20 protein-coding genes are annotated in these 20,239 nt (G+C 59.9%); 12 read left to right on the forward strand and 8 right to left on the reverse strand.

Annotation, left to right across the window (positions count from 1 at the left end):
* Positions 1 to 330: 330 nt before the first annotated feature.
* Positions 331 to 1,620: a citrate synthase gene (gene gltA / locus ACLH0J_RS24870; protein ID WP_411389481.1), complete on the forward strand. Its 1,290-nt coding sequence runs from the start codon at positions 331 to 333 to the stop codon at positions 1,618 to 1,620.
* Between the two features lie 292 nt (positions 1,621 to 1,912).
* Here the strand turns inward: gltA and ACLH0J_RS24875 are convergent, their stop codons facing one another.
* From ACLH0J_RS24875 to ACLH0J_RS24885, 3 genes are all read right to left on the reverse strand, one after another.
* Positions 1,913 to 3,571 carry a cation acetate symporter gene (locus ACLH0J_RS24875; RefSeq protein WP_411389482.1) on the reverse strand — a complete coding sequence of 553 codons (1,659 nt, stop codon included), beginning with the start codon at positions 3,569 to 3,571 and terminating at the stop codon, positions 1,913 to 1,915.
* Entirely contained in the window at positions 3,568 to 3,879 is a 312-nt protein-coding gene (locus ACLH0J_RS24880) for a DUF485 domain-containing protein (protein WP_010565001.1), read from the reverse strand. Before ACLH0J_RS24880 ends, ACLH0J_RS24875 begins: the two co-directional genes overlap by 4 nt.
* A 244-nt stretch (positions 3,880 to 4,123) precedes the next feature.
* Positions 4,124 to 4,975 carry a glycine betaine ABC transporter substrate-binding protein gene (locus ACLH0J_RS24885; RefSeq protein ID WP_411389483.1) on the reverse strand — a complete coding sequence of 284 codons (852 nt, stop codon included), beginning with the start codon at positions 4,973 to 4,975 and terminating at the stop codon, positions 4,124 to 4,126.
* 331 nt (positions 4,976 to 5,306) lie between these two features.
* On the opposite strand from ACLH0J_RS24885, the gene ACLH0J_RS24890 reads away from it, so the two are divergent.
* On the forward strand, positions 5,307 to 6,860 hold the full coding sequence (locus tag ACLH0J_RS24890) for a glycosyl hydrolase family 17 protein (protein WP_411389484.1): 1,554 nt from the start codon (positions 5,307 to 5,309) through the stop codon (positions 6,858 to 6,860).
* Between the two features lie 67 nt (positions 6,861 to 6,927).
* Here ACLH0J_RS24890 and ACLH0J_RS24895 read toward each other — a convergent pair whose 3' ends face one another.
* Positions 6,928 to 7,296, reverse strand: coding sequence for a hypothetical protein (locus tag ACLH0J_RS24895; RefSeq protein ID WP_411389485.1), 369 nt, complete (start codon positions 7,294 to 7,296; stop codon positions 6,928 to 6,930).
* A gap of 236 nt (positions 7,297 to 7,532) precedes the next feature.
* Here ACLH0J_RS24895 and ACLH0J_RS24900 point away from each other — a divergent pair, with 236 nt between their 5' ends.
* From ACLH0J_RS24900 to ACLH0J_RS24915, 4 genes are all read left to right on the forward strand, one after another.
* Positions 7,533 to 8,831 (forward strand): serine/threonine protein kinase, encoded by a 1,299-nt coding sequence (locus ACLH0J_RS24900; RefSeq protein WP_411389486.1) that lies wholly within the window; start codon positions 7,533 to 7,535, stop codon positions 8,829 to 8,831.
* On the forward strand, positions 8,824 to 9,612 hold the full coding sequence (locus ACLH0J_RS24905) for a VacJ family lipoprotein (RefSeq protein ID WP_411389487.1): 789 nt from the start codon (positions 8,824 to 8,826) through the stop codon (positions 9,610 to 9,612). Before ACLH0J_RS24900 ends, ACLH0J_RS24905 begins: the two co-directional genes overlap by 8 nt.
* A 186-nt stretch (positions 9,613 to 9,798) precedes the next feature.
* Positions 9,799 to 10,263 carry a hypothetical protein gene (locus ACLH0J_RS24910; RefSeq protein ID WP_411389488.1) on the forward strand — a complete coding sequence of 155 codons (465 nt, stop codon included), beginning with the start codon at positions 9,799 to 9,801 and terminating at the stop codon, positions 10,261 to 10,263.
* 240 nt (positions 10,264 to 10,503) lie between these two features.
* The gene (locus ACLH0J_RS24915) at positions 10,504 to 11,109 is read left to right on the forward strand and encodes a TetR/AcrR family transcriptional regulator (protein WP_411389489.1); all 606 of its coding nucleotides are present in this window, start codon (positions 10,504 to 10,506) and stop codon (positions 11,107 to 11,109) included.
* 130 nt (positions 11,110 to 11,239) lie between these two features.
* On the opposite strand, the gene ACLH0J_RS24920 is transcribed toward ACLH0J_RS24915, so the two are convergent.
* Positions 11,240 to 11,680, reverse strand: coding sequence for a GlcG/HbpS family heme-binding protein (locus tag ACLH0J_RS24920; protein WP_411389490.1), 441 nt, complete (start codon positions 11,678 to 11,680; stop codon positions 11,240 to 11,242).
* Between the two features lie 256 nt (positions 11,681 to 11,936).
* Here ACLH0J_RS24920 and gcl point away from each other — a divergent pair, with 256 nt between their 5' ends.
* The 5 genes from gcl (at position 11,937) to ACLH0J_RS24945 (ending at position 17,550) form a co-directional block, all read left to right on the forward strand.
* Positions 11,937 to 13,712, forward strand: coding sequence for a glyoxylate carboligase (gcl, locus tag ACLH0J_RS24925; RefSeq protein ID WP_411389491.1), 1,776 nt, complete (start codon positions 11,937 to 11,939; stop codon positions 13,710 to 13,712).
* Positions 13,713 to 13,722: 10 nt separating this feature from the next.
* On the forward strand, positions 13,723 to 14,505 hold the full coding sequence (gene hyi, locus ACLH0J_RS24930) for a hydroxypyruvate isomerase (RefSeq protein ID WP_411389492.1): 783 nt from the start codon (positions 13,723 to 13,725) through the stop codon (positions 14,503 to 14,505).
* A gap of 60 nt (positions 14,506 to 14,565) precedes the next feature.
* Positions 14,566 to 15,456 carry a 2-hydroxy-3-oxopropionate reductase gene (locus ACLH0J_RS24935; RefSeq protein WP_411389493.1) on the forward strand — a complete coding sequence of 297 codons (891 nt, stop codon included), beginning with the start codon at positions 14,566 to 14,568 and terminating at the stop codon, positions 15,454 to 15,456.
* A 166-nt stretch (positions 15,457 to 15,622) separates the two neighbouring features.
* Positions 15,623 to 16,447 carry an ion transporter gene (locus tag ACLH0J_RS24940; protein WP_411389494.1) on the forward strand — a complete coding sequence of 275 codons (825 nt, stop codon included), beginning with the start codon at positions 15,623 to 15,625 and terminating at the stop codon, positions 16,445 to 16,447.
* Between the two features lie 98 nt (positions 16,448 to 16,545).
* Positions 16,546 to 17,550 carry a sulfate ABC transporter substrate-binding protein gene (locus ACLH0J_RS24945; RefSeq protein ID WP_411389495.1) on the forward strand — a complete coding sequence of 335 codons (1,005 nt, stop codon included), beginning with the start codon at positions 16,546 to 16,548 and terminating at the stop codon, positions 17,548 to 17,550.
* A 96-nt stretch (positions 17,551 to 17,646) separates the two neighbouring features.
* Here ACLH0J_RS24945 and ACLH0J_RS24950 read toward each other — a convergent pair whose 3' ends face one another.
* Positions 17,647 to 18,261, reverse strand: coding sequence for a DUF5666 domain-containing protein (locus tag ACLH0J_RS24950; RefSeq protein WP_411389496.1), 615 nt, complete (start codon positions 18,259 to 18,261; stop codon positions 17,647 to 17,649).
* Positions 18,262 to 18,439: 178 nt separating this feature from the next.
* Here ACLH0J_RS24950 and ACLH0J_RS24955 point away from each other — a divergent pair, with 178 nt between their 5' ends.
* On the forward strand, positions 18,440 to 19,636 hold the full coding sequence (locus ACLH0J_RS24955) for an MFS transporter (RefSeq protein ID WP_411389497.1): 1,197 nt from the start codon (positions 18,440 to 18,442) through the stop codon (positions 19,634 to 19,636).
* On the opposite strand, the gene ACLH0J_RS24960 is transcribed toward ACLH0J_RS24955, so the two are convergent.
* A complete protein-coding gene (locus tag ACLH0J_RS24960) occupies positions 19,633 to 20,037 on the reverse strand; it encodes a type II toxin-antitoxin system HicB family antitoxin (protein ID WP_010565015.1) in 405 nt (134 codons plus the stop codon). The two genes, ACLH0J_RS24955 and ACLH0J_RS24960, sit on opposite strands and share 4 nt — an antisense overlap.
* Before the next feature lie 11 nt (positions 20,038 to 20,048).
* Entirely contained in the window at positions 20,049 to 20,237 is a 189-nt protein-coding gene (locus tag ACLH0J_RS24965) for a type II toxin-antitoxin system HicA family toxin (RefSeq protein WP_411389498.1), read from the reverse strand.
* Positions 20,238 to 20,239: the final 2 nt, after the last annotated feature.

A 20,239-nucleotide genomic window follows, 5' to 3' on the forward strand; every position in this document is an offset into this window, starting at 1 on the left:
AGGGCAAAGTTGTTGGGGAGTGAACTGGTCAGGTAAGCACCACCCAGGGAGTGCGACCCCCAATGAAAGCAAGCCCAAAAGCCCTTGGCGGTCGGTGGCCGAGTATAGACAGTTAGGTTACTAATGACAACGCGCGCACCTCACGCTAATAGCGGATTGCGCTGACGCAATAAAAGGCGTAAATGGCGGCAAATTTCGCGAAAAAAGTCCGGTTAAAGCCTGCTGGAGCAAGACTTTAGGCAAATTGACATCTGAATTTATCTCACTATAGTGGTGCGGGCCCTGCGTGGGGGGTCTGTCTGATGATTTGAAGCATAAATAGGAGGCCACATGGCTGACAAAAAAGCGCAGTTGATCATCGAGGGCGCAGCCCCCGTCGAGCTGCCCATTTTAACCGGCACCGTTGGTCCTGATGTTATCGACGTACGGGGCCTGACGGCCACGGGCCGTTTCACTTTCGACCCAGGCTTCATGTCGACTGCATCTTGCGAGTCGAAGATCACCTATATCGATGGCGACAATGGCATTCTGTTGCACCGGGGCTACCCGATCGAGCAACTGGCTGAAAAATCGGACTACCTGGAAACCTGCTACCTGCTGCTCAATGGCGAGTTACCAACAGCCGAGCAAAAAGCTGAGTTCGTCAGCACCGTGAAGAACCACACCATGGTTCACGAGCAGTTGAAGACGTTCTTCAACGGCTTCCGTCGCGACGCCCACCCGATGGCCGTCATGTGCGGCGTGGTCGGCGCCCTGTCGGCCTTCTATCACGACTCTCTCGACATCAATAACCCGCAGCATCGCGAAATTTCCGCGATCCGCCTGGTTGCCAAGATGCCGACACTGGCCGCAATGGTTTACAAGTACTCCATGGGCCAACCCATGATGTACCCGCGCAACGACCTGACGTACGCGGAAAACTTCCTGCACATGATGTTCAACACCCCGTGCGAGATCAAACCGATCAGCCCGGTACTGGCCAAGGCAATGGACCGGATCTTCATCCTCCACGCCGACCACGAACAGAATGCCTCGACGTCCACCGTACGCCTGGCTGGCTCTTCGGGCGCCAACCCGTTCGCCTGTATCGCTGCCGGTATCGCCGCACTGTGGGGCCCTGCCCACGGCGGTGCGAACGAAGCCGTATTGACCATGCTCGATGAAATCGGCGATGTCTCGAACATCGACAAATACATCGCCAAGGCCAAGGACAAGAACGATCCGTTCAAGTTGATGGGCTTCGGTCACCGGGTCTACAAGAACCGCGACCCACGCGCGACCGTCATGAAGAAGACCTGCGACGAAGTGTTGAGGGAACTGGGGATCAAGAACGATCCGCAACTCGAACTGGCCATGCGCCTGGAAGAGATCGCCCTGACCGACCCGTACTTCATCGAACGCTCGCTGTACCCGAACGTCGACTTCTACTCGGGGATCATCCTCAAGGCGATCGGCATTCCAACCAGCATGTTCACCGTGATCTTCGCCTTGGCGCGGACCGTGGGCTGGATCTCCCACTGGAAAGAAATGCTCTCCAGCCCGTACAAGATTGGCCGCCCGCGCCAGCTGTACACCGGCTACGAGTCGCGTGACATTACCAAGTTGGAAGATCGCAAGTAAGCATCTGACTGACGCGCAATAAAAAAACGGCCTCCTTCATGGAGGCCGTTTTTATTTGTGCAGGAACTAAGAAACTGTTGTGTCTGAAATTCAGCTATCGGGAGCAAGCCCCAGCCTATCGACCGGGACACTTCCCATTGAGCCCCCCCAAAAAAACCTGACCGACTACCACCTGACCGACTACCCACCTTGGAATGCAATCAACTGTGGGGGCTTGCTCCCGATAGCAATAGCCCAGCCAAAAAAAATGCCCCGGCCTATCGACCGGGGCATTTCCTATTGAGCTACACCCTTAGTGAGCAACCGCCCCGCTCGCCCCCAGACCCGTCTGCGAACGCACAAACTGCGGGAAGAACAGCGCACGTTCTTTCACTGCCGCCGCCGACTTGTCGGTGATGGAGAAGAACCAAATACTGACGAACGCAATGATCATCGAGAACAGCGCCGGGTATTCGTACGGGAAGATAGCTTTTTCATGATGCAGGATCGAGACCCAGATGGTCGGGCCCAGGACCATCAGGCCCACGGCACTGACCAGACCCAACCAGCCGCCAATCATCGCGCCACGGGTGGTGAGGTTTTTCCAGTACATGGAAAGCAGCAACACCGGGAAGTTACAGCTGGCAGCGATAGAAAACGCCAGGCCGACCATGAACGCAATGTTCTGGCTTTCGAACAGGATACCCAGGCAGATCGCCAGCACCGCCAAAGCGATGGTAGTGATCTTCGAGACGCGAATCTCGTCCTTATCGTTGGCCCTGCCTTTCCTGATCACACTGGCATACAGGTCATGGGACACCGCCGAAGCACCGGCCAGGGTCAAACCGGCAACCACCGCAAGGATGGTAGCGAACGCCACGGCCGAGATGAAGCCCAGGAAGATACTGCCGCCTACTGCGTTGGCCAGGTGCACCGCCGCCATGTTGTTACCACCCAACAAAGCGCCTGCTGCATCCTTGAACGCCGGGTTGGTGCTGACCAGCAGGATCGCGCCGAAGCCGATGATGAAGGTCAGGATGTAGAAGTAGCCGATGAAGCCAGTGGCGTACAACACGCTCTTACGCGCTTCCTTGGCGTCGCTTACAGTGAAGAAGCGCATCAGGATGTGCGGCAGGCCGGCAGTACCGAACATCAGTGCCAGGGCCAGGGAGAACGCGGAGACCGGATCTTTCACCAGGCCGCCGGGGCTCATGATCGATTCACCTTTAGGGTGAACCTTGATCGCCTCGGAGAACAGCGTGCTGAAGTCGAAGTTGACGTGCTTCATCACCATGACGGCCATGAACGTAGCACCGGACAGCAGCAACACTGCCTTGATGATCTGCACCCAGGTGGTCGCCAGCATGCCGCCAAACAGCACGTACATGCACATCAGGACACCCACCATGATCACCGCTACGTGGTAATCAAGGCCGAACAGCAGCTGGATCAACTTGCCCGCGCCTACCATCTGCGCGATCAGGTAGAACGCTACCACCACCAGCGAACCACAAGCCGACAGGCTGCGGATCTGGGTTTGCCCGAGGCGGTAGGACGCCACGTCGGCAAAGGTGTATTTGCCCAGGTTACGCAGGCGCTCGGCGATCAGGAACAGAATGATCGGCCAGCCCACCAGGAAGCCGATCGAGTAGATCAGGCCGTCGTAGCCAGAGGTGTATACCAACGCGGAAATACCCAGGAAGGACGCAGCGGACATATAGTCGCCAGCAATCGCCAGGCCGTTCTGGAAACCGGTGATTTTGCCGCCGGCCGCATAGTAGTCGGCCGCCGAGTTGTTGCGCTTGGACGCCCAGTAAGTGATGCACAACGTCGCGCCGACAAAGACCACGAACATCAGGATCGCTGGAATATTCAGCGGTTGTTTTTGCACTTCACCGGTCAATGCTTCCCCCGCCCATACAGCAGGCGCGAAGACCGAAGCAGCCAGTACAGCCAATAGACGACGGATCATTGCGCAGCCTCCTTGAGAATCGCATTGTTCAGATCGTCGAATTCGCCGTTGGCGCGTCGCACGTAGATCGCAGTGAGGACAAAGGCCGATAGAATCAGCCCGACACCGATAGGGATTCCCCAGGTGATGGACGAGGTGGGGTTGATCTTAGCGCCCAGCAATTGTGGACCGTAGGCGATCAACAGGATGAATCCGGAGTAAAGCCCGAGCATGATCGCCGAGAGAATCCAGGCGAACCTTTCCCTTTTTCTAACCAGCTCCTTGAAACGCGGGCTGTTTTGAATCGAGAGGTAAATGCTGTCGTTCATTGTTTTTATCCTCGCAGCACAGCTTTGTTATTATTGAAACAATAGCCACTGTATGCGGCTACGGGACAGGTTCCAGACGACCTTAGTATTAGAGGGAGTGTAGCGAGGGTTCAGAGGGGCGCAGAAACAATTGTAGGAGCGAGCTCGCTCGCGAAGGTCGTCAACGATAACGCGCTCATTCAGGATGAGCGCGTTACCTTTGGGTTCTTCGCGAGCAAGCTCGCTCCCACAGTTTTATCGGGGGTTATTTACCGACCCACTCGGCCACACGCTCAGGGTGCTTGGCAACCCAGTCCTTGGCCGCCACGTCAGGCTTGGTGCCGTCTTGGATCGCCAACATGACTTCGCCGATTTCATCCTTGGAGGCCCACTGGAATTTTTTCAGGAAGGCAGCGACTTCCGGCGCTTTCTTCTCCAGGCCCTTGCTGCCGATGCTGTTGACGGTTTCAGCAGCACCATAAATCCCTTTTGGATCGTCCAGGAACCGCAGTTTCCACTTGGCGAACATCCAGTGTGGCACCCAACCGGTGACTGCAATGGATTCCTGCTTGTCTTCGGCACGCGTCAGTTCGGCGATCATTGCCGCGCCTGAACTGGCTTGTAGCTTGTAGTCCAAGCCGTAGGCCTTGATGGCTTCGTCGGTCTTGAGCATCACGCCTGAACCGGCGTCGATGCCGACGATCTTGTTCTTGAACGTGGTGTCGGTCTTGAGGTCTTCGATGGACTTGGCTTTGACGTACTCCGGCACGATCAAGCCGATCTTCGCATCCTTGAAGTTGGGGCCGTAGTCGACCACCTTGTCCTTGTTCTTGGCCCAGTACTCGCCGTGGGTCACCGGCAGCCAGGCGGAGAGCATGGCGTCGAGCTTGCCGGTGGCTACACCCTGCCACATGATCCCGGTGGCGACCGCTTGCAGTTTCACGTCATAACCGAGCTTTGCCTTGATCACCTCCGCCGCCACATGGGTGGTGGCAACGCTGTCGGACCAACCGTCCACGTAGCCGATGCTCAGGGTCTTGCTGTCGGCACTGGCCAGTGTGGAGCTCATCGCAACTACCAGCGTGGCAGCTGCGCCCAAGAGTCGTCGCATCTTCATCGTACTTCCCCGAAAGTGCTGCGCCCGACGGATGCCGAGCGACGTCAACCTGTTGTTATGTGGTGCACCGCGCCCCCTTCACGCGCATCGATCCCGCTGCTGCGACATCAGTGGAGTGCTGACGCTTTGATCATCAACCTGCCGGGGCCTTCGACCTGCTCTGTCAGCGACCTCACGCAAGCAAGAAACGACATCACATCGCCAGCAAGTCGTTTTGTAGGACTTGGCGCCAGAATCCCGCCCGAACTTTGCATGTCAAAATTATGCAGCCCCACTGGGACGGGCTAAATCCGGGTAAGATGCGCGCCTTTGCCCCCCAGATAAGCCGACCATGCCCGCAACTGCCCGCTTCCCTGCCCTGCCCTATTGCTTCGCCTTGATTCTCGGCCTGCTGGCCCTTATCGGCTATTGGTATGGCCTCGGTCGGCCAGTGGTGCTGCCAGATGTCGCCAGCGCCAGTCATAAGCTGCAATGTGCGTCGTACACCCCGTTCGACAAGGACCAGTCGCCCTTCGACCAGCCGTTCACCCTGCGCCCTGAGCGCATGGACGCCGACCTGGCCTTGCTGGCTACCCGCTTCGAGTGCATCAGGACTTACTCCATGACCGGCCTGGAAGGCTTGCCGGACCTGGCGCGCAAGCATGGGTTGAAGCTGATGGCAGGCGCCTGGGTCAGCAGCGATCCGCTGGCGACCGAAAAGGAAGTCGACCTGCTTATCGCCTCCGCCAACGCCAACCCGGACGTCGTGACGTCAGTGATCGTCGGCAACGAAGCCTTGTTGCGCAAGGAAGTCACCGCCAAACAACTGGTGGCGCTGATTCATAAAGTCAAAAGCCAGATCCGGCAGCCAGTCACCTACGCCGACGTCTGGGAGTTCTGGCTGCAACACCCGGAAATTGCCCCGGCGGTGGATTTCCTGACCATCCACCTGCTGCCGTACTGGGAAGACGACCCCTCCGGCATCGACCAGGCCCTCAAGCATGTGGGCGATGTGCGCCAGACCTTCGGCAACAAGTTCGCCCCCAAGGACGTGTTGATCGGCGAAACCGGCTGGCCCAGCGAAGGTCGCCAGCGCGAAACTGCCGTGCCGAGCCGGGTCAACGAGGCCAAGTTCATGCGCGGTTTTGTAGCCATGGCCGAAGCCAATGGCTGGCACTACAACCTGATCGAAGCGTTCGACCAGCCATGGAAGCGTGCCAGCGAAGGCGCGGTCGGTGGTTACTGGGGTCTGTTCGATGCGGATCGCCAGGACAAAGGCATCCTCGTCGGGCCCGTGACCAATGTGCCGTATTGGCCGATGTGGCTGGGTGTCGGTGGGCTCATCCTGCTGGGGACGCTGGTGCTCGGCGGCCGTGTTCACAACCGTCGCGCCGCGCTGGCCTTGCCTTTGCTGGGCGCAGTGGCCGCCTGTTCCATCGGCACCTGGGCCGAACTGACCCGCGTAACCGCGCGCTTTAATGACGAGTGGGTGTGGGCCGGCTTGCTGGTGGCGCTGAACCTGCTGGTGCTGACCCATGCCGCCCTGGCCCTGAGCACCCGTGAAGGATGGCGCGAGCGGGCGTTCAACTGGCTGGAACAACGTGCAGGCTGGCTGGTGGCATTCGCCGGGTTTGCCGGTGCGGTGATGATGCTGGCACTGGTGTTCGACCCACGTTACCGCAGCTTCCCCAGTGCGGCCCTGTTGCTGCCGGCCCTCGTCTACCTGGTTCGTCCGGTGACCGGACCACGCCGGGAGATTGCCTTGCTGACCTTTATCATCGGTGCCGGCATTGCGCCGCAACTGTTCCGCGAAGGTCTGTTGAACCAGCAAGCGTGGGGTTGGGCGATGGTCAGCGGATTAATGGTAGTGGCTTTGTGGCGTTGCCTGCGGGTGCGCAAGGCCTGACGCTTCTTCTTGTCGGAGCAGGCTTGCTCGCCATGGCAAGCTCGCACCTACAGGGGAAAAGGGTCATTTAAGACGCCCTTGGCTTCCTGACCAACCGCAACGCCGCAATCACCACCGCAAATACCGCAAACGTGGTGTTGTACAACGCTAACGCCGGCAACCCGAACACCAGCCCCAACACCGCCAGACCCCATCCCGCGCGCCCCGGCACAACGAACCCCAACACGGCGGTGATCAAGGCCGCCCAGCCCAACACCTTGAAGTGAATCATCAAGCCCAGGTTCGAACGTACCTGGCATTCCCAGCGGCTGGCCTCATCAGCACAGATGCCGACCCATTGGCCATCTTCCATAAAGCCATAACGCGCGCCATAGCTGGCAGCCAGCCATAACGGCAGGGCAATAAGCAGCAGGATTAACGGCAAGGGGCGGGACATGGGGCACTCCGATAGGCAAAAACGGCGCTCAGCTTAATGCGCCGGTGGCCGGAAGCAAGGTGCATACACACAATTAGTGTTCACCAATACGTGGCAAAGTGTATCGTCTGGCTACTATTGCCCCGATTCCGACGTTATTTTCCGACTTTTCGTGCCGAGAGCTGGCACTTCGGTGGCAACGCGGTGGTCATAGCCTGCGAACTTCATCAAGCACGTTTCCTCTTAGGGATTAAGTCATGCTCCGTTCCTTGCGCTGTGCTGCCTTGCTGGGCAGCGTTTTTTTGAGTGCGTCAGCACTGGCCGTCGATATCGACCAAGCCAGCTATGGCTTCCCTTTGACGAACCCGTTCGAAGCGACCATCGCCACCACCCCGCCCGACCTTCGGCCCACACTGCCGACCGACGACCAGATCAACCAGTCCGACTACACCTTGAACATGCGCCCCGAGCGCGAATTCAGTCTGCCGGACAACTTCTGGGCAGTGAAGAAACTCACGTACCGCATCGCCAAGCAGGATCGCGCCGCGCCGCTGATTTTCCTGATCGCCGGCACTGGTGCGCGATTTGACAGCAGCATCAACGAATACCTGAAAAAACTGTACTACCAGGCCGGCTACCACGTGGTGCAACTGTCGTCGCCCACCAGCTTCGACTTCATCGCCTCGGCTTCGCGCTTCGCCACCCCAGGCATCAGCCAGGAAGACGCTGAAGACATGTACCGCGTGATGCAGGCCGTGCGCGCCCAGAATGCCTCGCTGCCGGTGACTGACTTCTACCTCACCGGCTACAGCCTCGGCGCCCTGGATGCGGCGTTCGTCAGCAAGCTGGACGAGACCCGCCGCAGCTTCAACTTCAAGAAAGTGTTGCTGCTCAATCCACCGGTCAACCTCTACACCTCGATCACCAACCTCGACAAACTGGTGCAGACCGAGGTCAAGGGCATCAACAACACCACCACCTTTTATGAACTGGTGTTGAACAAGCTGACCCGCTACTTCCAGCAAAAGGGCTACATCGACCTCAATGACGCCCTGCTCTACGACTTCCAGAACTCCAAGCAGCACCTGACCAACGAACAGATGGCCATGCTGATCGGCACCTCGTTCCGTTTCTCGTCGGCCGACATCGCGTTCACTTCGGACCTGATCAACCGTCGCGGCCTGATCATCCCGCCCAAATACCCGATCACCGAAGGCACCAGCCTCACGCCATTCCTCAAGCGTGCGCTGCAATGCGATTTCGATTGCTACCTCACCGAACAAGTGATCCCGATGTGGCGCGCCCGTTCCGACGGCGGCAGCCTGCTGCAACTGGTCGACCAGGTCAGCCTGTACGCCCTCAAGGACTACCTGCATGCCAGCCCGAAAATCGCGGTCATGCACAACGCCGACGACGTGATCCTCGGCCCTGGCGACCTCGGTTTCCTGCGTAAAACCTTCGGCGATCGCTTGACCGTCTATCCCCTGGGCGGCCACTGCGGCAACCTCAATTACCGCGTCAACGCCGACGCCATGCTGGAGTTCTTCCGTGGCTAAATATCTTCTGCTGCTTGCCGCCCTGATGTGCGCAGGCATGGCCAATGCCGACAACAGCAAGGCCCACGCGCCTACCGTGGTCGGCGCCGACGGTTTCAAGGAACCGCTGACCAAGCTCAAGTTCAACCCCGGCCTGGACCAGCGGGAGTTCGAGCGTTCGTCGCTGACCGCGCTCAACGTCTATGACCCGCTGGAGTCGTGGAACCGTCGCGTGTACCACTTCAACTACCGCTTCGACCAATGGGTGTTCCTGCCGGTGGTCGACGGTTACCGCTACGTCACGCCAAGCTTCCTGCGCACCGGCGTGAGCAACTTCTTCAACAACCTGGGCGACGTGCCCAACCTGTTGAACAGCCTGCTGCAGCTCAAGGGTCACCGCTCCCTGGAAACCACCGGACGCTTGCTGCTCAACACCACGATCGGCGTCGCCGGCCTGTGGGACCCGGCGACCGCCATGGGCCTGCCGCGCCAGACCGAAGACTTCGGCCAGACCCTGGGCTTCTACGGTGTGCCCGCCGGCGCCTACCTGGTGCTGCCGATTCTCGGCCCGTCGAACCTGCGTGACACCGGCGGCTTGATCGTCGATTACAGCGCTGAAAACGAGATCAACTTCCTCAACGTCGCCGAAGTCAGCTCCAACCACCCGGAGATTTGGGCCCTGCGCGTCGTCGACAAGCGCTACCAGACCAGCTTCCGCTATGGCCAGTTGAACTCGCCGTTCGAGTATGAAAAGGTGCGCTACATCTATACGGAATCGCGCAAGTTACAGATCGCCGAGTAAACGCTGACAAAAAGGCCATTCGATTGAATGGCCCTTTTTCATTCCGGCTCCGGCGAATTCAACACCGGCATGCGGAACCTATTCATACAAACATGCCACGTAAAGTCCAGGCATACGGGTGAACAAGCCTGATTCCAACAGGATGACGCCCGTAACTTAACTGCAACTTTGGCATGGACTTTCAACATGGCACTCACCGTATCCCACCCGCCGATCATCCCCGTCGCTAGCACAACTGCGACAGCTCAACCGCAAACGCCCACCACACCCGACGCTGCAGCCCCCAGGGGCGCACACGGTCGACCGGCCGGCGATAACCGCAGCGCAGAACAGATCTTCAAAGACATGCCGATCCTGAAGGATATCCTCAAGCAGGACGGGCCTTTCGCGAGCAACTTCCTCAATAAGCTCAAGGATCAGACCGGCGATTGGAGTGCGGCCAACCGAAACCCCGAATCACGCGCAAATGCAGCGTACAACCTGGCAGAAGTCGCAAAGTACATTGACGGGCGCGAAGCCCTGACGCGCCAGGCCCCGACCCAGCAAAACGATCAGCATGTACAGGGCTTCGGCTCATTCGGTAGCGTTTCAGCCGGATCGGAAGCGCAGTTGCTCAAGGCATTCAGCGAACAAGGCTACAGCGCGCTGTAGTTCACGCTCGGCCCCCCTTCAGCGCAGCAGCCCTTGCGCGTGGCGCCGGTGCCGAGGGTGATGGCGATGATTTGCGCCGAGAGGATGCATCGATCAACACCAACCCGTTGCTTCCTGCCATGAATCAGACATCCGTGAGCGCGAGATGGCGCCTGGGCTTCTCGGGCACATTGTTGAGGCTCGCGGATGGCCGGTGCTACCATGCGCAACCGCCTGTCATGGCAAGGAATCTCCTGGTTTATGAGCACCATTCGCGAGCGCAATAAAGAAAAGATCCTGCGGGCGGCGAGCGAGGAGTTTGCCGACAAGGGCTTCGCCGCGACCAAAACCAGCGACATCGCCGCCAAGGCCGGGCTGCCCAAGCCCAACGTCTACTACTACTTCAAGTCCAAGGACAACCTCTACCGCGAGGTGCTCGAGAGCATTATCGAGCCGATTCTGGCCGCCTCTACGCCGTTCAACCCCGAGGGCGAACCGTCGGTGGTGCTGAGCAACTACATCCGCTCGAAAATCCGTATCTCCCGCGACCTGCCCTTCGCCTCCAAGGTGTTCGCCAGCGAAATCATGCACGGCGCCCCGCACCTGAGCGTCGATCAGGTCGATCAGCTCAATGCCCAGGCCAAGCACAACATCGACTGCATCCAGAGCTGGGTGGATCGCGGCTTGATCGCCGCCATTGATCCCCATCACCTGATGTTCAGCATCTGGGCAGCGACCCAGACCTATGCGGATTTCGATTGGCAGATCTCAGCGGTGACCGGCAAGGCCAAGCTGGATGAAGCCGACTATGAAGCGGCGGCGCAGACGATCATTCGGTTGGTGCTCAAAGGCTGCGAACCCGACTGAGCGCCCCCAGTGCCTGTGTCCATCGGGAGCAAGCCCCCACACTTGACTGTATTCACAGATAGAAATGTGTAAACCCAATCACCTGTGGAGGGGGCTTGCTCCCGATGAGGCCCTGGCAGTCACTGCAACATCAAGCACTCACCCCTGCGTCCGCCCACAACCCTACCCCCTCGATCGCTGTGATCGCACACTGCTCATCGACATCTGACATATCTCCGCTGATCCCGACCGCCCCCAGCACCACGCCCTGTTGATCCCGAATCAACACCCCACCTGGCGCCGGCACCACGCTGCCCTGCCCCAAACTGTTCAACGCCGCGATAAACGCCGGACGCTGCTGCGCGTCCAGTGCCAGCAAGCGCGAGCCTTTGCCCAGGGCGATTGCGCCCCAGGCTTTGCCGATAGCGATTTGCGGGCGCAGCAGGCTGGCGCCGTCTTCTCGTTGCAAAGTGATCAAGTGCCCCCCGCTGTCGAGCACCGCGATGGTCAGCGGCGCCGCAGAAAGGCTGCGCCCTGCGGTGATGGCCTGACTAGCCAGTTGGGTGGCGATATTCAAGGTTAAAGCGTTCATGGTGCCGTCCTTCTTTTGTTATTGGGATAGCAGTGGAGGCCTGTTCGACCGGATACCCTATCGAACAAATAGAACACAATTAATATTAATTTTGTATACAGTATTCCCACCAAAGCTCTCCATATGTCGAAAAAATGCCTTCCGACAAACGTAAAGCCCCATAAATAAAATGGATTGACCTGCGCCGCCCGCCGTGAATACACTTCGACAAAACACCACTTGTATACAATTACAAAACGCAAGAGGCACCAATATTATGAGCAAAATGAGAGCAATCGAAGCCGCCGTCCTGGTGATGCGCCGTGAAGGCGTGGACACCGCCTTCGGTATCCCAGGCGCCGCGATCAACCCGCTGTATTCGGCCTTGCAGAAGGTGGGCGGCATCGATCACGTCCTTGCTCGCCACGTTGAAGGTGCCTCGCACATGGCCGAGGGTTACACCCGCACCAAGGCCGGCAATATCGGCGTGTGTATCGGCACCTCGGGCCCGGCGGGCACTGACATGGTCACAGGCTTGTACAGCGCCTCGGCCGACTCGATCCCGATCTTATGCATCACCGGCCAGGCCCCACGTGCCCGCATGCACAAGGAAGACTTCCAGGCCGTGGACATCACCAGCATCGTCAAGCCGGTGACCAAGTGGGCGACCACCGTGCTCGAACCGGGCCAGGTGCCCTACGCGTTCCAGAAAGCCTTCTACGAAATGCGCTCCGGCCGCCCAGGCCCGGTGCTGATCGACCTGCCGTTCGACGTGCAGATGGCCGAGATCGAGTTCGACATTGACGCCTATCAGCCGCTGCCGTTGGCCAAGCCACTGGCCACGCGCATCCAGGTCGAGAAAGCCCTGGCCCTGCTGGACCAGGCCGAGCGCCCGCTGTTGGTCAGCGGGGGCGGCGTCATCAACGCCGACGCCAGCGACCTGCTGGTGGAGTTCGCCGAGCTGACCGGCATCCCGGTAATTCCGACTCTGATGGGCTGGGGCACCCTCCCCGACGACCATCCGCTGATGGTGGGCATGGTCGGCCTGCAAACGTCCCACCGTTATGGCAACGCCACGCTGCTGAAGTCGGACGTGGTACTGGGCATCGGTAACCGCTGGGCCAACCGTCATACCGGGTCAGTGGAGGTGTACACCGAATGGCGTAAATTCATTCACGTCGACATCGAACCGACACAGATTGGCCGCGTGTTCACCCCGGACCTCGGGATCGTTTCCGACGCCGGTTCCGCGCTGACGATGTTCATTGAAGTGGCCCGCGAATGGAAAGCCGCCGGCAAGCTCAAGGACCGCAGTGCCTGGCTCCAAGACTGCCAGCAACGCAAGGCCACCCTGCAGCGCAAGACCCACTTCGACAACGTGCCGATCAAGCCGCAACGGGTGTACGAAGAGATGAACCAGGTGTTCGGCAAAGACACTTGCTACGTCAGCACCATCGGCCTGTCGCAGATTGCCGGCGCGCAGTTCCTGCATGTGTACAAGCCACGGCACTGGATCAACTGCGGCCAGGCCGGCCCGCTGGGCTGGACCATTCCCGCGGCGCTCGGCGTGGTCAAGGCCGACCCGAGCCGCAAAGTGGTGGCGCTGTCGGGCGACTATGACTTCCAGTTCATGATCGAAGAGCTGGCCGTGGGTGCGCAGTTCAAGCTGGCGTATATCCACGTGGTGGTGAACAACGCCTACCTGGGACTGATCCGCCAGGCCCAGCGCGGATTTGAAATGGACTACTGCGTGCAGTTGTCGTTCGACAACCTCAATGCTCCGGAACTCAACAGTTATGGTGTGGATCACGTCGCCGTCGCCGAAGGCCTGGGATGCAAGGCCCTGCGCGTGTTCGAGCCGGGCCAGATCCAGCCGGCGCTGCGCCGCGCCCGGGAAATGCTCGAAGAGTTCAAGGTGCCGGTGATCGTTGAGATTATTCTGGAGCGCGTGACCAATATTTCCATGGGCACCGAGATCAACGCCGTCAACGAATTCGAAGACCTGGCCCTGGTCGGCAACGATGCGCCGACCGCCATTTCCCTGCTCGATTAAGGAGAACCCTATGCCGCGCTTTGCCGCCAACCTGTCCATGCTGTTTACCGAGCAGAATTTCCTCGCTCGCTTCAAGGCCGCTGCCGATGCCGGCTTCACCGGTGTGGAGTACCTGTTCCCGTATGAATTCAACTGCGCCGAGATCAAGGCGCAACTCGACGCCCACGGTCTGACCCAAGCGCTGTTCAACCTGCCGGCCGGCGACTGGGCCAAGGGCGAACGCGGGCTGGCGTGCCACCCGGATCGGGTCGAGGAGTTCCGTGCCGGGGTCGACCTGGCCATCGCCTATGCCCAGGTGCTGGGCAATACCCAGGTCAACTGCCTGGCGGGCATCCGGCCACAGGGCGTGGACGATGCCATCGTAGAAAAGACCTTTGTCGCCAACCTCAAATACGCCGCCGACAAGCTGCAAGCGGCGGGCATCAAGCTGGTGATGGAAGCGATCAACACCCGCGACATCCCGGGCTTCTACCTGAACAACACCGCCCAGGCCCTGGCGATTCGCGAGCAGGTGGGCAGCGCCAACCTGTTCCTGCAATACGACATCTATCACATGCAAATCATGGAAGGCGACCTGGCCCGTACGCTGGCCGCGCACCTGGGTGAGATCAACCACATCCAGTTGGCCGACAACCCAGGCCGTAACGAGCCGGGCACCGGTGAGATCAACTACCGCTTCCTGTTCGAGCATTTGGATCGCATCGGTTATCAGGGCTGGGTCGGCTGTGAGTACAAGCCGCTGACCACCACCGAAGCAGGTTTGGGCTGGCTCAAAACCCATAACGCCATCTGACTGACAACACCTGATCCATATGGCAGGTCGCTGCCTACCGAATAAAAAGAGGATTGAAGCATGGCTAACATCGGATTTATCGGCACCGGCATCATGGGCCAACCCATGGCCGCCAACCTGCAGAAAGCCGGCCACCAACTGTTCCTGTCCGAACACCACGGCAAAGCCCCACAAGCGCTGATCGATGCCGGCGCAGTCGCCCTGGCCAGCCCGCAGCAAGTGGCCCAGGAAGCCGAATTCATCATCGTCATGGTGCCCGACACACCCCAGGTCGAGGATGTGCTGTTCCGTGCCGACGGCGTGGCCGCCGGCCTGTCGCCGAACAACGTGGTAATCGACATGAGTTCGATCTCCCCCTCCGCCACCAAGGCCTTTGCCGCCAGGATCAACCAGACTGGCGCGCAGTACCTGGACGCACCGGTGTCCGGCGGCGAAGTCGGTGCCAAGGCCGGCACCTTGAGCATCATGGTCGGTGGCGAACCGCAGACGTTTGAACGCGCGTTGCCGCTGCTGCGGAGCATGGGCAAGAACATCACCCTCGTCGGTGGCAATGGCGACGGCCAGACCGCCAAGGTCGCCAACCAGATCATCGTCGCCCTGAACATCCAGGCGGTGGCCGAAGCGCTGCTGTTCGCCGCGAAAAACGGCGCCGACCCGGCCAAGGTGCGTGAAGCGCTGATGGGCGGCTTTGCCTCGTCGAAGATCCTGGAAGTGCATGGCGAACGCATGATCAAGGGCACCTTCGATCCGGGCTTCCGTATCAACCTGCACCAGAAAGACCTGAACCTGGCCCTTACCGGCGCCAAGGAGCTGGGGATCAACCTGCCGAACACCGCCGCCACCCAGCAAGTGTTCAGCACCTGCACCGCGCTCGGGGGCGGCAACTGGGACCATTCGGCGCTGATCAAGGGGCTGGAACATATGGCGAACTGCTCGATCCGCGACAAATAACCCCACCACGCTCCCTGTAGGAACGGGCTTGCTCGCGAAGGGGGCGACCCGTTCATTCGTGCCTGTTGGTTGGTGCGTGCCGGCCGTCGAACACTCAGGAAACACCGCATGGACAGCCCCTTCGAATCCCCCTAGGCTTGCTCGATATTCGATGCAGGCAGGTTTTATGGACAGCAACAACGACTGGCGCCAGCGCCTCTACGTCATGGTTTTTCAAAGCGACACTGCCGCCGGGCGGCGCTTTGACGGCATTCTGCTGCTGATCATCCTCGCCAGCCTGGTGGTCGTGATGCTCGACAGCATCGATCAGGTGCACCAGGGCTATGCCGATGTGCTGGCCTACATCGAGTGGGGCTTCACGCTGATTTTCCTGATCGAGTACGGCCTGCGCCTGTACTGTTCGCCCAAGCCGCTGCGCTATGCCTTCAGCTTTTACGGGCTGGTGGATTTGCTGGCCATCGTGCCCGGCATCCTCGCGCTGTATTACAGCGACGCGCAGTACCTGCTGATCATTCGTATCATTCGGATGCTGCGGATTTTCCGCGTACTCAAGCTCAGCCCGTACCTCAAGCAAGCCAACTACCTGATGGCGGCGTTGCGCGGCAGCAAGCAGAAGATCGTGGTGTTCCTGGTCAGCGTGTGCACCCTGGTGACGGTATTCGGCACCTTGATGTACGTGATCGAAGGTCCGGAACACGGGTTTACCAGCATCCCAACGGGCATCTACTGGGCGATCGTGACCCTGACCACCGTGGGTTTCGGCGATATCGTGCCCAAGACGCCGTTGGGCCAGGTGATTTCGTCGCTGGTGATGATCACCGGTTATTCGATCATCGCCGTGCCCACCGGGATTTTTACCGCCGAACTGGCCAGTGCCATGCGCGGTGAGCAACTGCAAACCGACTGCCCGGTGTGCAAGAAGAGCACCCATGAACCCGATGCGGCGTTCTGCTCGCGCTGTGGCAATGCGTTGTTTAAGAAACTGGAATAAGCAAAGTACGTTTTAATCTTTAAACGTCTATGCAGGGCCGGCTATAGTCGCTGGCAAAATGCCTCCCCCCTCTTCTCCCGAACAATAAGGAATGAGCAGTGAAAAAACTCGTAAGCGCCTCTCTTCTGGCCGCCGGCCTTGCCCTGGCGAGCGCCGTCCAGGCGGCTCCGGTCACTCTGCTCAACGTCTCCTACGACGTAATGCGCGATTTCTACAAGGACTACAACGCCGCTTTCCAGAAGCACTGGGAAGCCGAGCACCCGAACGACAAGCTGACCTTGCAGATGTCCTTCGGCGGCTCCAGCAAACAAGCGCGCTCGGTGATCGACGGCCTGCCGGCTGACGTGATCACCATGAACATGGCCACCGACATCAACGCCCTGGCCGACAACGGCAAACTGGTGCCGGACAACTGGGTCACCCGCCTGCCGGACAACAGCGCGCCGTTCACCTCGGCCACCGTCTTCATCGTGCGCAAAGGCAACCCGAAAGCCCTGAAAGACTGGCCGGATTTGCTCAAGGATGGCGTGCAGGTGATCGTCCCCAACCCGAAAACCTCGGGCAACGGCCGCTACACCTACCTGTCGGCCTGGGGCTATGTGCTGAAAAACGGTGGCGATGAAGAGAAGGCCAAGGCCTTTGTCGGCAAGCTGTTCAAACAGGCACCGGTGCTGGACACCGGCGGCCGCGCGGCGACCACCACGTTCATGACCAACCAGATCGGCGACGTGCTGGTGACCTTTGAAAACGAAGCGGAAATGATCGCCCGTGAATTCGGCCGTGATCAGTTCGAAGTGATCTACCCAAGCGTCTCCGCCGAAGCCGAGCCGCCGGTGTCGGTGGTCGACAAAGTGGTCGATAAAAAAGGCACCCGCGTGGCTGCCGAAGACTACCTGAAGTACCTGTGGTCGCCGGAAGGCCAGGAGATCGCCGCCAACAACTACCTGCGCCCGCGTGATCCGAAGGTGCTGGCCAAGTACACCGACCGCTTCCCGAAAGTCGACTTCCTGTCGGTGGAGAAGACCTTCGGTGACTGGCGCACCGTGCAGAAAACCCATTTCAATGATGGTGGGGTGTTTGACCAGATCTACTCCGGCCAATAAGTAAATCGTCCCCCTGTAGCCGGCTTGAACGGCGATGCACTCTTGAGGCTGGCGGCGTTGCCACTGGCCTCATAGCCGGCGCCTACAGTTTTCGGGTTACATCGGCGGGGTCACGCCATCCTTGCCGGCGGAAATGGCCTGGGCCGTAACAGTCCCATCCGCCCCCTGCGACGCAAACAACACCACCTTCACCCCCGGTTTGAGCAAGCTGCGGTCACCCGGTTCCAGGTTGACGATCGGCACATCCTCCGGCACCACGATCTTCTGCTCGCCGCCTTTGTATTTGACGGTCAACGTGCGCCCGTGGCTGACCACCAGGTCGCCGACGGTGCCATTGGTCATGCTGCTGCCTTCTTTCAAGTCGAACGCCCGGTGCCCGTCGCCCGTGCCTGCCATGGCCGGCGGGAACACGTGCACTTCCAGGGCGGTCAAGGTGCCGTCGGCGTTGGGCATGGCGGCCGAGCCGATGTAGCTGCCGGGTTTGATCTCGTCGATTTTGGCCAGGGTCACGGCGCGCACCTGGGTGGCCGGGGTCAGGCGCACGGTCACGTCTTCGCCGCTGTTGACCTTGACGTGCATCGCGTCGCCGTCCATCGCGGTGATCGCGCCCCGTACGCCCACACGGGGCGCCTCGGCGGCATTCGCCAGCCCGACGGCCATCGCGGCGGCCAGGGTCGATGCCAGGAGCATCTTGTTCAGTGTGATTTTCATCGCAAGGGATTTCCTGTTTCGGCAGTTATGTCTGAATGTATCATTGCCGTTCGACCCGCAAATTAACGTTTCAGTCATTAATGCCCGGCATGAGTGTTATCACCGCCAGCGGCCTACTGCCCTCCGGGCCTTGCCTTTATTCTCGCTCGCTATCTTCCTTCGCTTTTATGAGAACACCATGAACGCTACCTCACACGCTACGAGCACCATGACCCGCGGGATGGTGATGCTGTTTGCGTTTTGCTGCGGCGCCATCGTCGCCAACATCTACTATGCACAGCCGATCATCGAACTGATCGCGCCGGACATCGGCCTCACTCCCGCCATGGCCAGCCTGATCGTGTCCCTGACACAAATCGGTTATGCCCTGGGCCTGTTTTTCCTGGTGCCTCTGGGCGATCTGCTGGAAAACCGCAAACTGATGATCGCCACCACCGTGGTCGCCATCGCCAGCCTGCTGGGTGCAGCGGTCACCGAACAGCCGAACCTGTTTCTGCTGGTGTCGCTGTTGATCGGTTTCAGTTCGGTGTCGGTGCAGATCCTGATCCCGCTGGCTGCCCACCTGGCACCGGCTGAATCGCGAGGCCGTGTGGTGGGCAGCATCATGGGCGGGCTGCTGCTGGGCATTCTGCTGGCACGGCCGGTGTCCAGCGTGGTAGCGGACCACTTCGGCTGGCGTGCGATGTTCATGGCGGCGGCTGCGCTGATGGCTTTCATCAGTATCGTGCTGATGCTCACCATCCCCAAGCGCCAGCCTGACCACAGCGCCAGCTACGGCCAACTGCTGCGCTCCCTGGGCACCCTGCTGCGTGAACAACCGCTGCTGCGCCAACGTGCCTTTTACCAAGGTTGCATGTTCGCCACCTTCAGCCTGTTCTGGACCGCCGCCCCACTGGAGCTGGTACGCAACCATGGCCTGAGCCAGACCCAGATCGCGATCTTCGCCCTGGTCGGTGCCATCGGCGCCATCGCAGCGCCCATCGCCGGACGCCTGGCGGATGCCGGCCACACTCACCGCGCTTCGCTGCTGGCCATGCTCTTTGCCGTGCTGAGCTTCCTGCCGGCCTTTGTCCACCCGCTGTACAGCGTGATCGGCCTGGCGGTGACCGGCGTGGTCCTGGACTTCTGTGTACAGATGAACATGGTGCTCGGCCAACGCGCCATCTACGCCCTCGACGCCAACAGCCGCAGCCGTCTCAATGCGCTGTACATGACCAGCATCTTCATCGGCGGCGCGTTCGGCTCGGCCATTGCCAGCAGCGTGTACGAGCACGGCGGCTGGCTCGGAGTGATGCTGGTGGGCAGCGCGTTCCCGCTGGTGGCATTGCTGCGGTTCCTGAGTGCATCGCGGCAGGCAACGGTCGCAACCGCCTAGGAGCGCACCAATTTCTCCAACGCCGCGTCCGCCAGAAATGACGAGCGGCTTTTGACCTTGTGTTCACGCACATAACGGTCGATACGCTGAATGACATAGCCGGGCAAGGTCACATTGACCTTCTCGGTCTTGCCCAGATAGGGCGAGATGTCCAACTCCAGCATTCCCCAGCCCATTGCCGCGTACGCCTCATTGCCATGGTGATTGGCGACCGACGTCGGCATCGGTATCGCCGTGCCCTCTGCCGCCATCTCCTGCAGCAGGATGTGCGCGACTTCCACGGCAGCGTTATAGGCCTCTTCAAAACTGTCCCCGGCGGTGACCGCACCCGGGATGTCGGGGATCTGAATGCCGGTGGCGGTAAAGTCGTCGCCCCACTCGATACAGATTGGGTATTGCATGCATGCTCTCCTTAAAACTGAAACAGTCCGGCGCGTGTCCTGATGCTTGTGACAGTGCCCAGGGGCAGGTCCTTCTTGGGATGCGGCACCGGAATCGTGTAGGGGCTATAGCGGTGGATAAAAATGGGGTGGCTGCCCGTAACCCGATCCAGCACCCAACCCGCTTCTTGCAACTCCTTGATCAATAGCCTGCTTTGCACCT

It is taken from the genome of Pseudomonas sp. MPB23 (genome assembly GCF_046605395.1).
Taxonomy (GTDB): Bacteria; Pseudomonadota; Gammaproteobacteria; order Pseudomonadales; family Pseudomonadaceae; genus Aquipseudomonas.

What these genes read in the sequence shown, in the direction of transcription:
- ACLH0J_RS24920 (WP_411389490.1), bottom strand. Translation starts at nt 11,680, where the DNA reads ATGAACGCTTTAACCTTGAATATCGCCACCCAACTGGCTAGTCAGGCC.
- ACLH0J_RS24950 (WP_411389496.1), bottom strand. Translation starts at nt 18,261, where the DNA reads ATGAAAATCACACTGAACAAGATGCTCCTGGCATCGACCCTGGCCGCC.
- ACLH0J_RS24895 (WP_411389485.1), bottom strand. Translation starts at nt 7,296, where the DNA reads ATGTCCCGCCCCTTGCCGTTAATCCTGCTGCTTATTGCCCTGCCGTTA.
- hyi (WP_411389492.1), top strand. Translation starts at nt 13,723, where the DNA reads ATGCCGCGCTTTGCCGCCAACCTGTCCATGCTGTTTACCGAGCAGAAT.
- ACLH0J_RS24960 (WP_010565015.1), bottom strand. Translation starts at nt 20,037, where the DNA reads ATGCAATACCCAATCTGTATCGAGTGGGGCGACGACTTTACCGCCACC.
- gcl (WP_411389491.1), top strand. Translation starts at nt 11,937, where the DNA reads ATGAGCAAAATGAGAGCAATCGAAGCCGCCGTCCTGGTGATGCGCCGT.
- ACLH0J_RS24955 (WP_411389497.1), top strand. Translation starts at nt 18,440, where the DNA reads ATGAACGCTACCTCACACGCTACGAGCACCATGACCCGCGGGATGGTG.
- ACLH0J_RS24875 (WP_411389482.1), bottom strand. Translation starts at nt 3,571, where the DNA reads ATGATCCGTCGTCTATTGGCTGTACTGGCTGCTTCGGTCTTCGCGCCT.
- ACLH0J_RS24885 (WP_411389483.1), bottom strand. Translation starts at nt 4,975, where the DNA reads ATGAAGATGCGACGACTCTTGGGCGCAGCTGCCACGCTGGTAGTTGCG.
- ACLH0J_RS24880 (WP_010565001.1), bottom strand. Translation starts at nt 3,879, where the DNA reads ATGAACGACAGCATTTACCTCTCGATTCAAAACAGCCCGCGTTTCAAG.
- ACLH0J_RS24940 (WP_411389494.1), top strand. Translation starts at nt 15,623, where the DNA reads ATGGACAGCAACAACGACTGGCGCCAGCGCCTCTACGTCATGGTTTTT.
- ACLH0J_RS24935 (WP_411389493.1), top strand. Translation starts at nt 14,566, where the DNA reads ATGGCTAACATCGGATTTATCGGCACCGGCATCATGGGCCAACCCATG.
- ACLH0J_RS24910 (WP_411389488.1), top strand. Translation starts at nt 9,799, where the DNA reads ATGGCACTCACCGTATCCCACCCGCCGATCATCCCCGTCGCTAGCACA.
- ACLH0J_RS24900 (WP_411389486.1), top strand. Translation starts at nt 7,533, where the DNA reads ATGCTCCGTTCCTTGCGCTGTGCTGCCTTGCTGGGCAGCGTTTTTTTG.
- ACLH0J_RS24890 (WP_411389484.1), top strand. Translation starts at nt 5,307, where the DNA reads ATGCCCGCAACTGCCCGCTTCCCTGCCCTGCCCTATTGCTTCGCCTTG.
- ACLH0J_RS24915 (WP_411389489.1), top strand. Translation starts at nt 10,504, where the DNA reads ATGAGCACCATTCGCGAGCGCAATAAAGAAAAGATCCTGCGGGCGGCG.
- gltA (WP_411389481.1), top strand. Translation starts at nt 331, where the DNA reads ATGGCTGACAAAAAAGCGCAGTTGATCATCGAGGGCGCAGCCCCCGTC.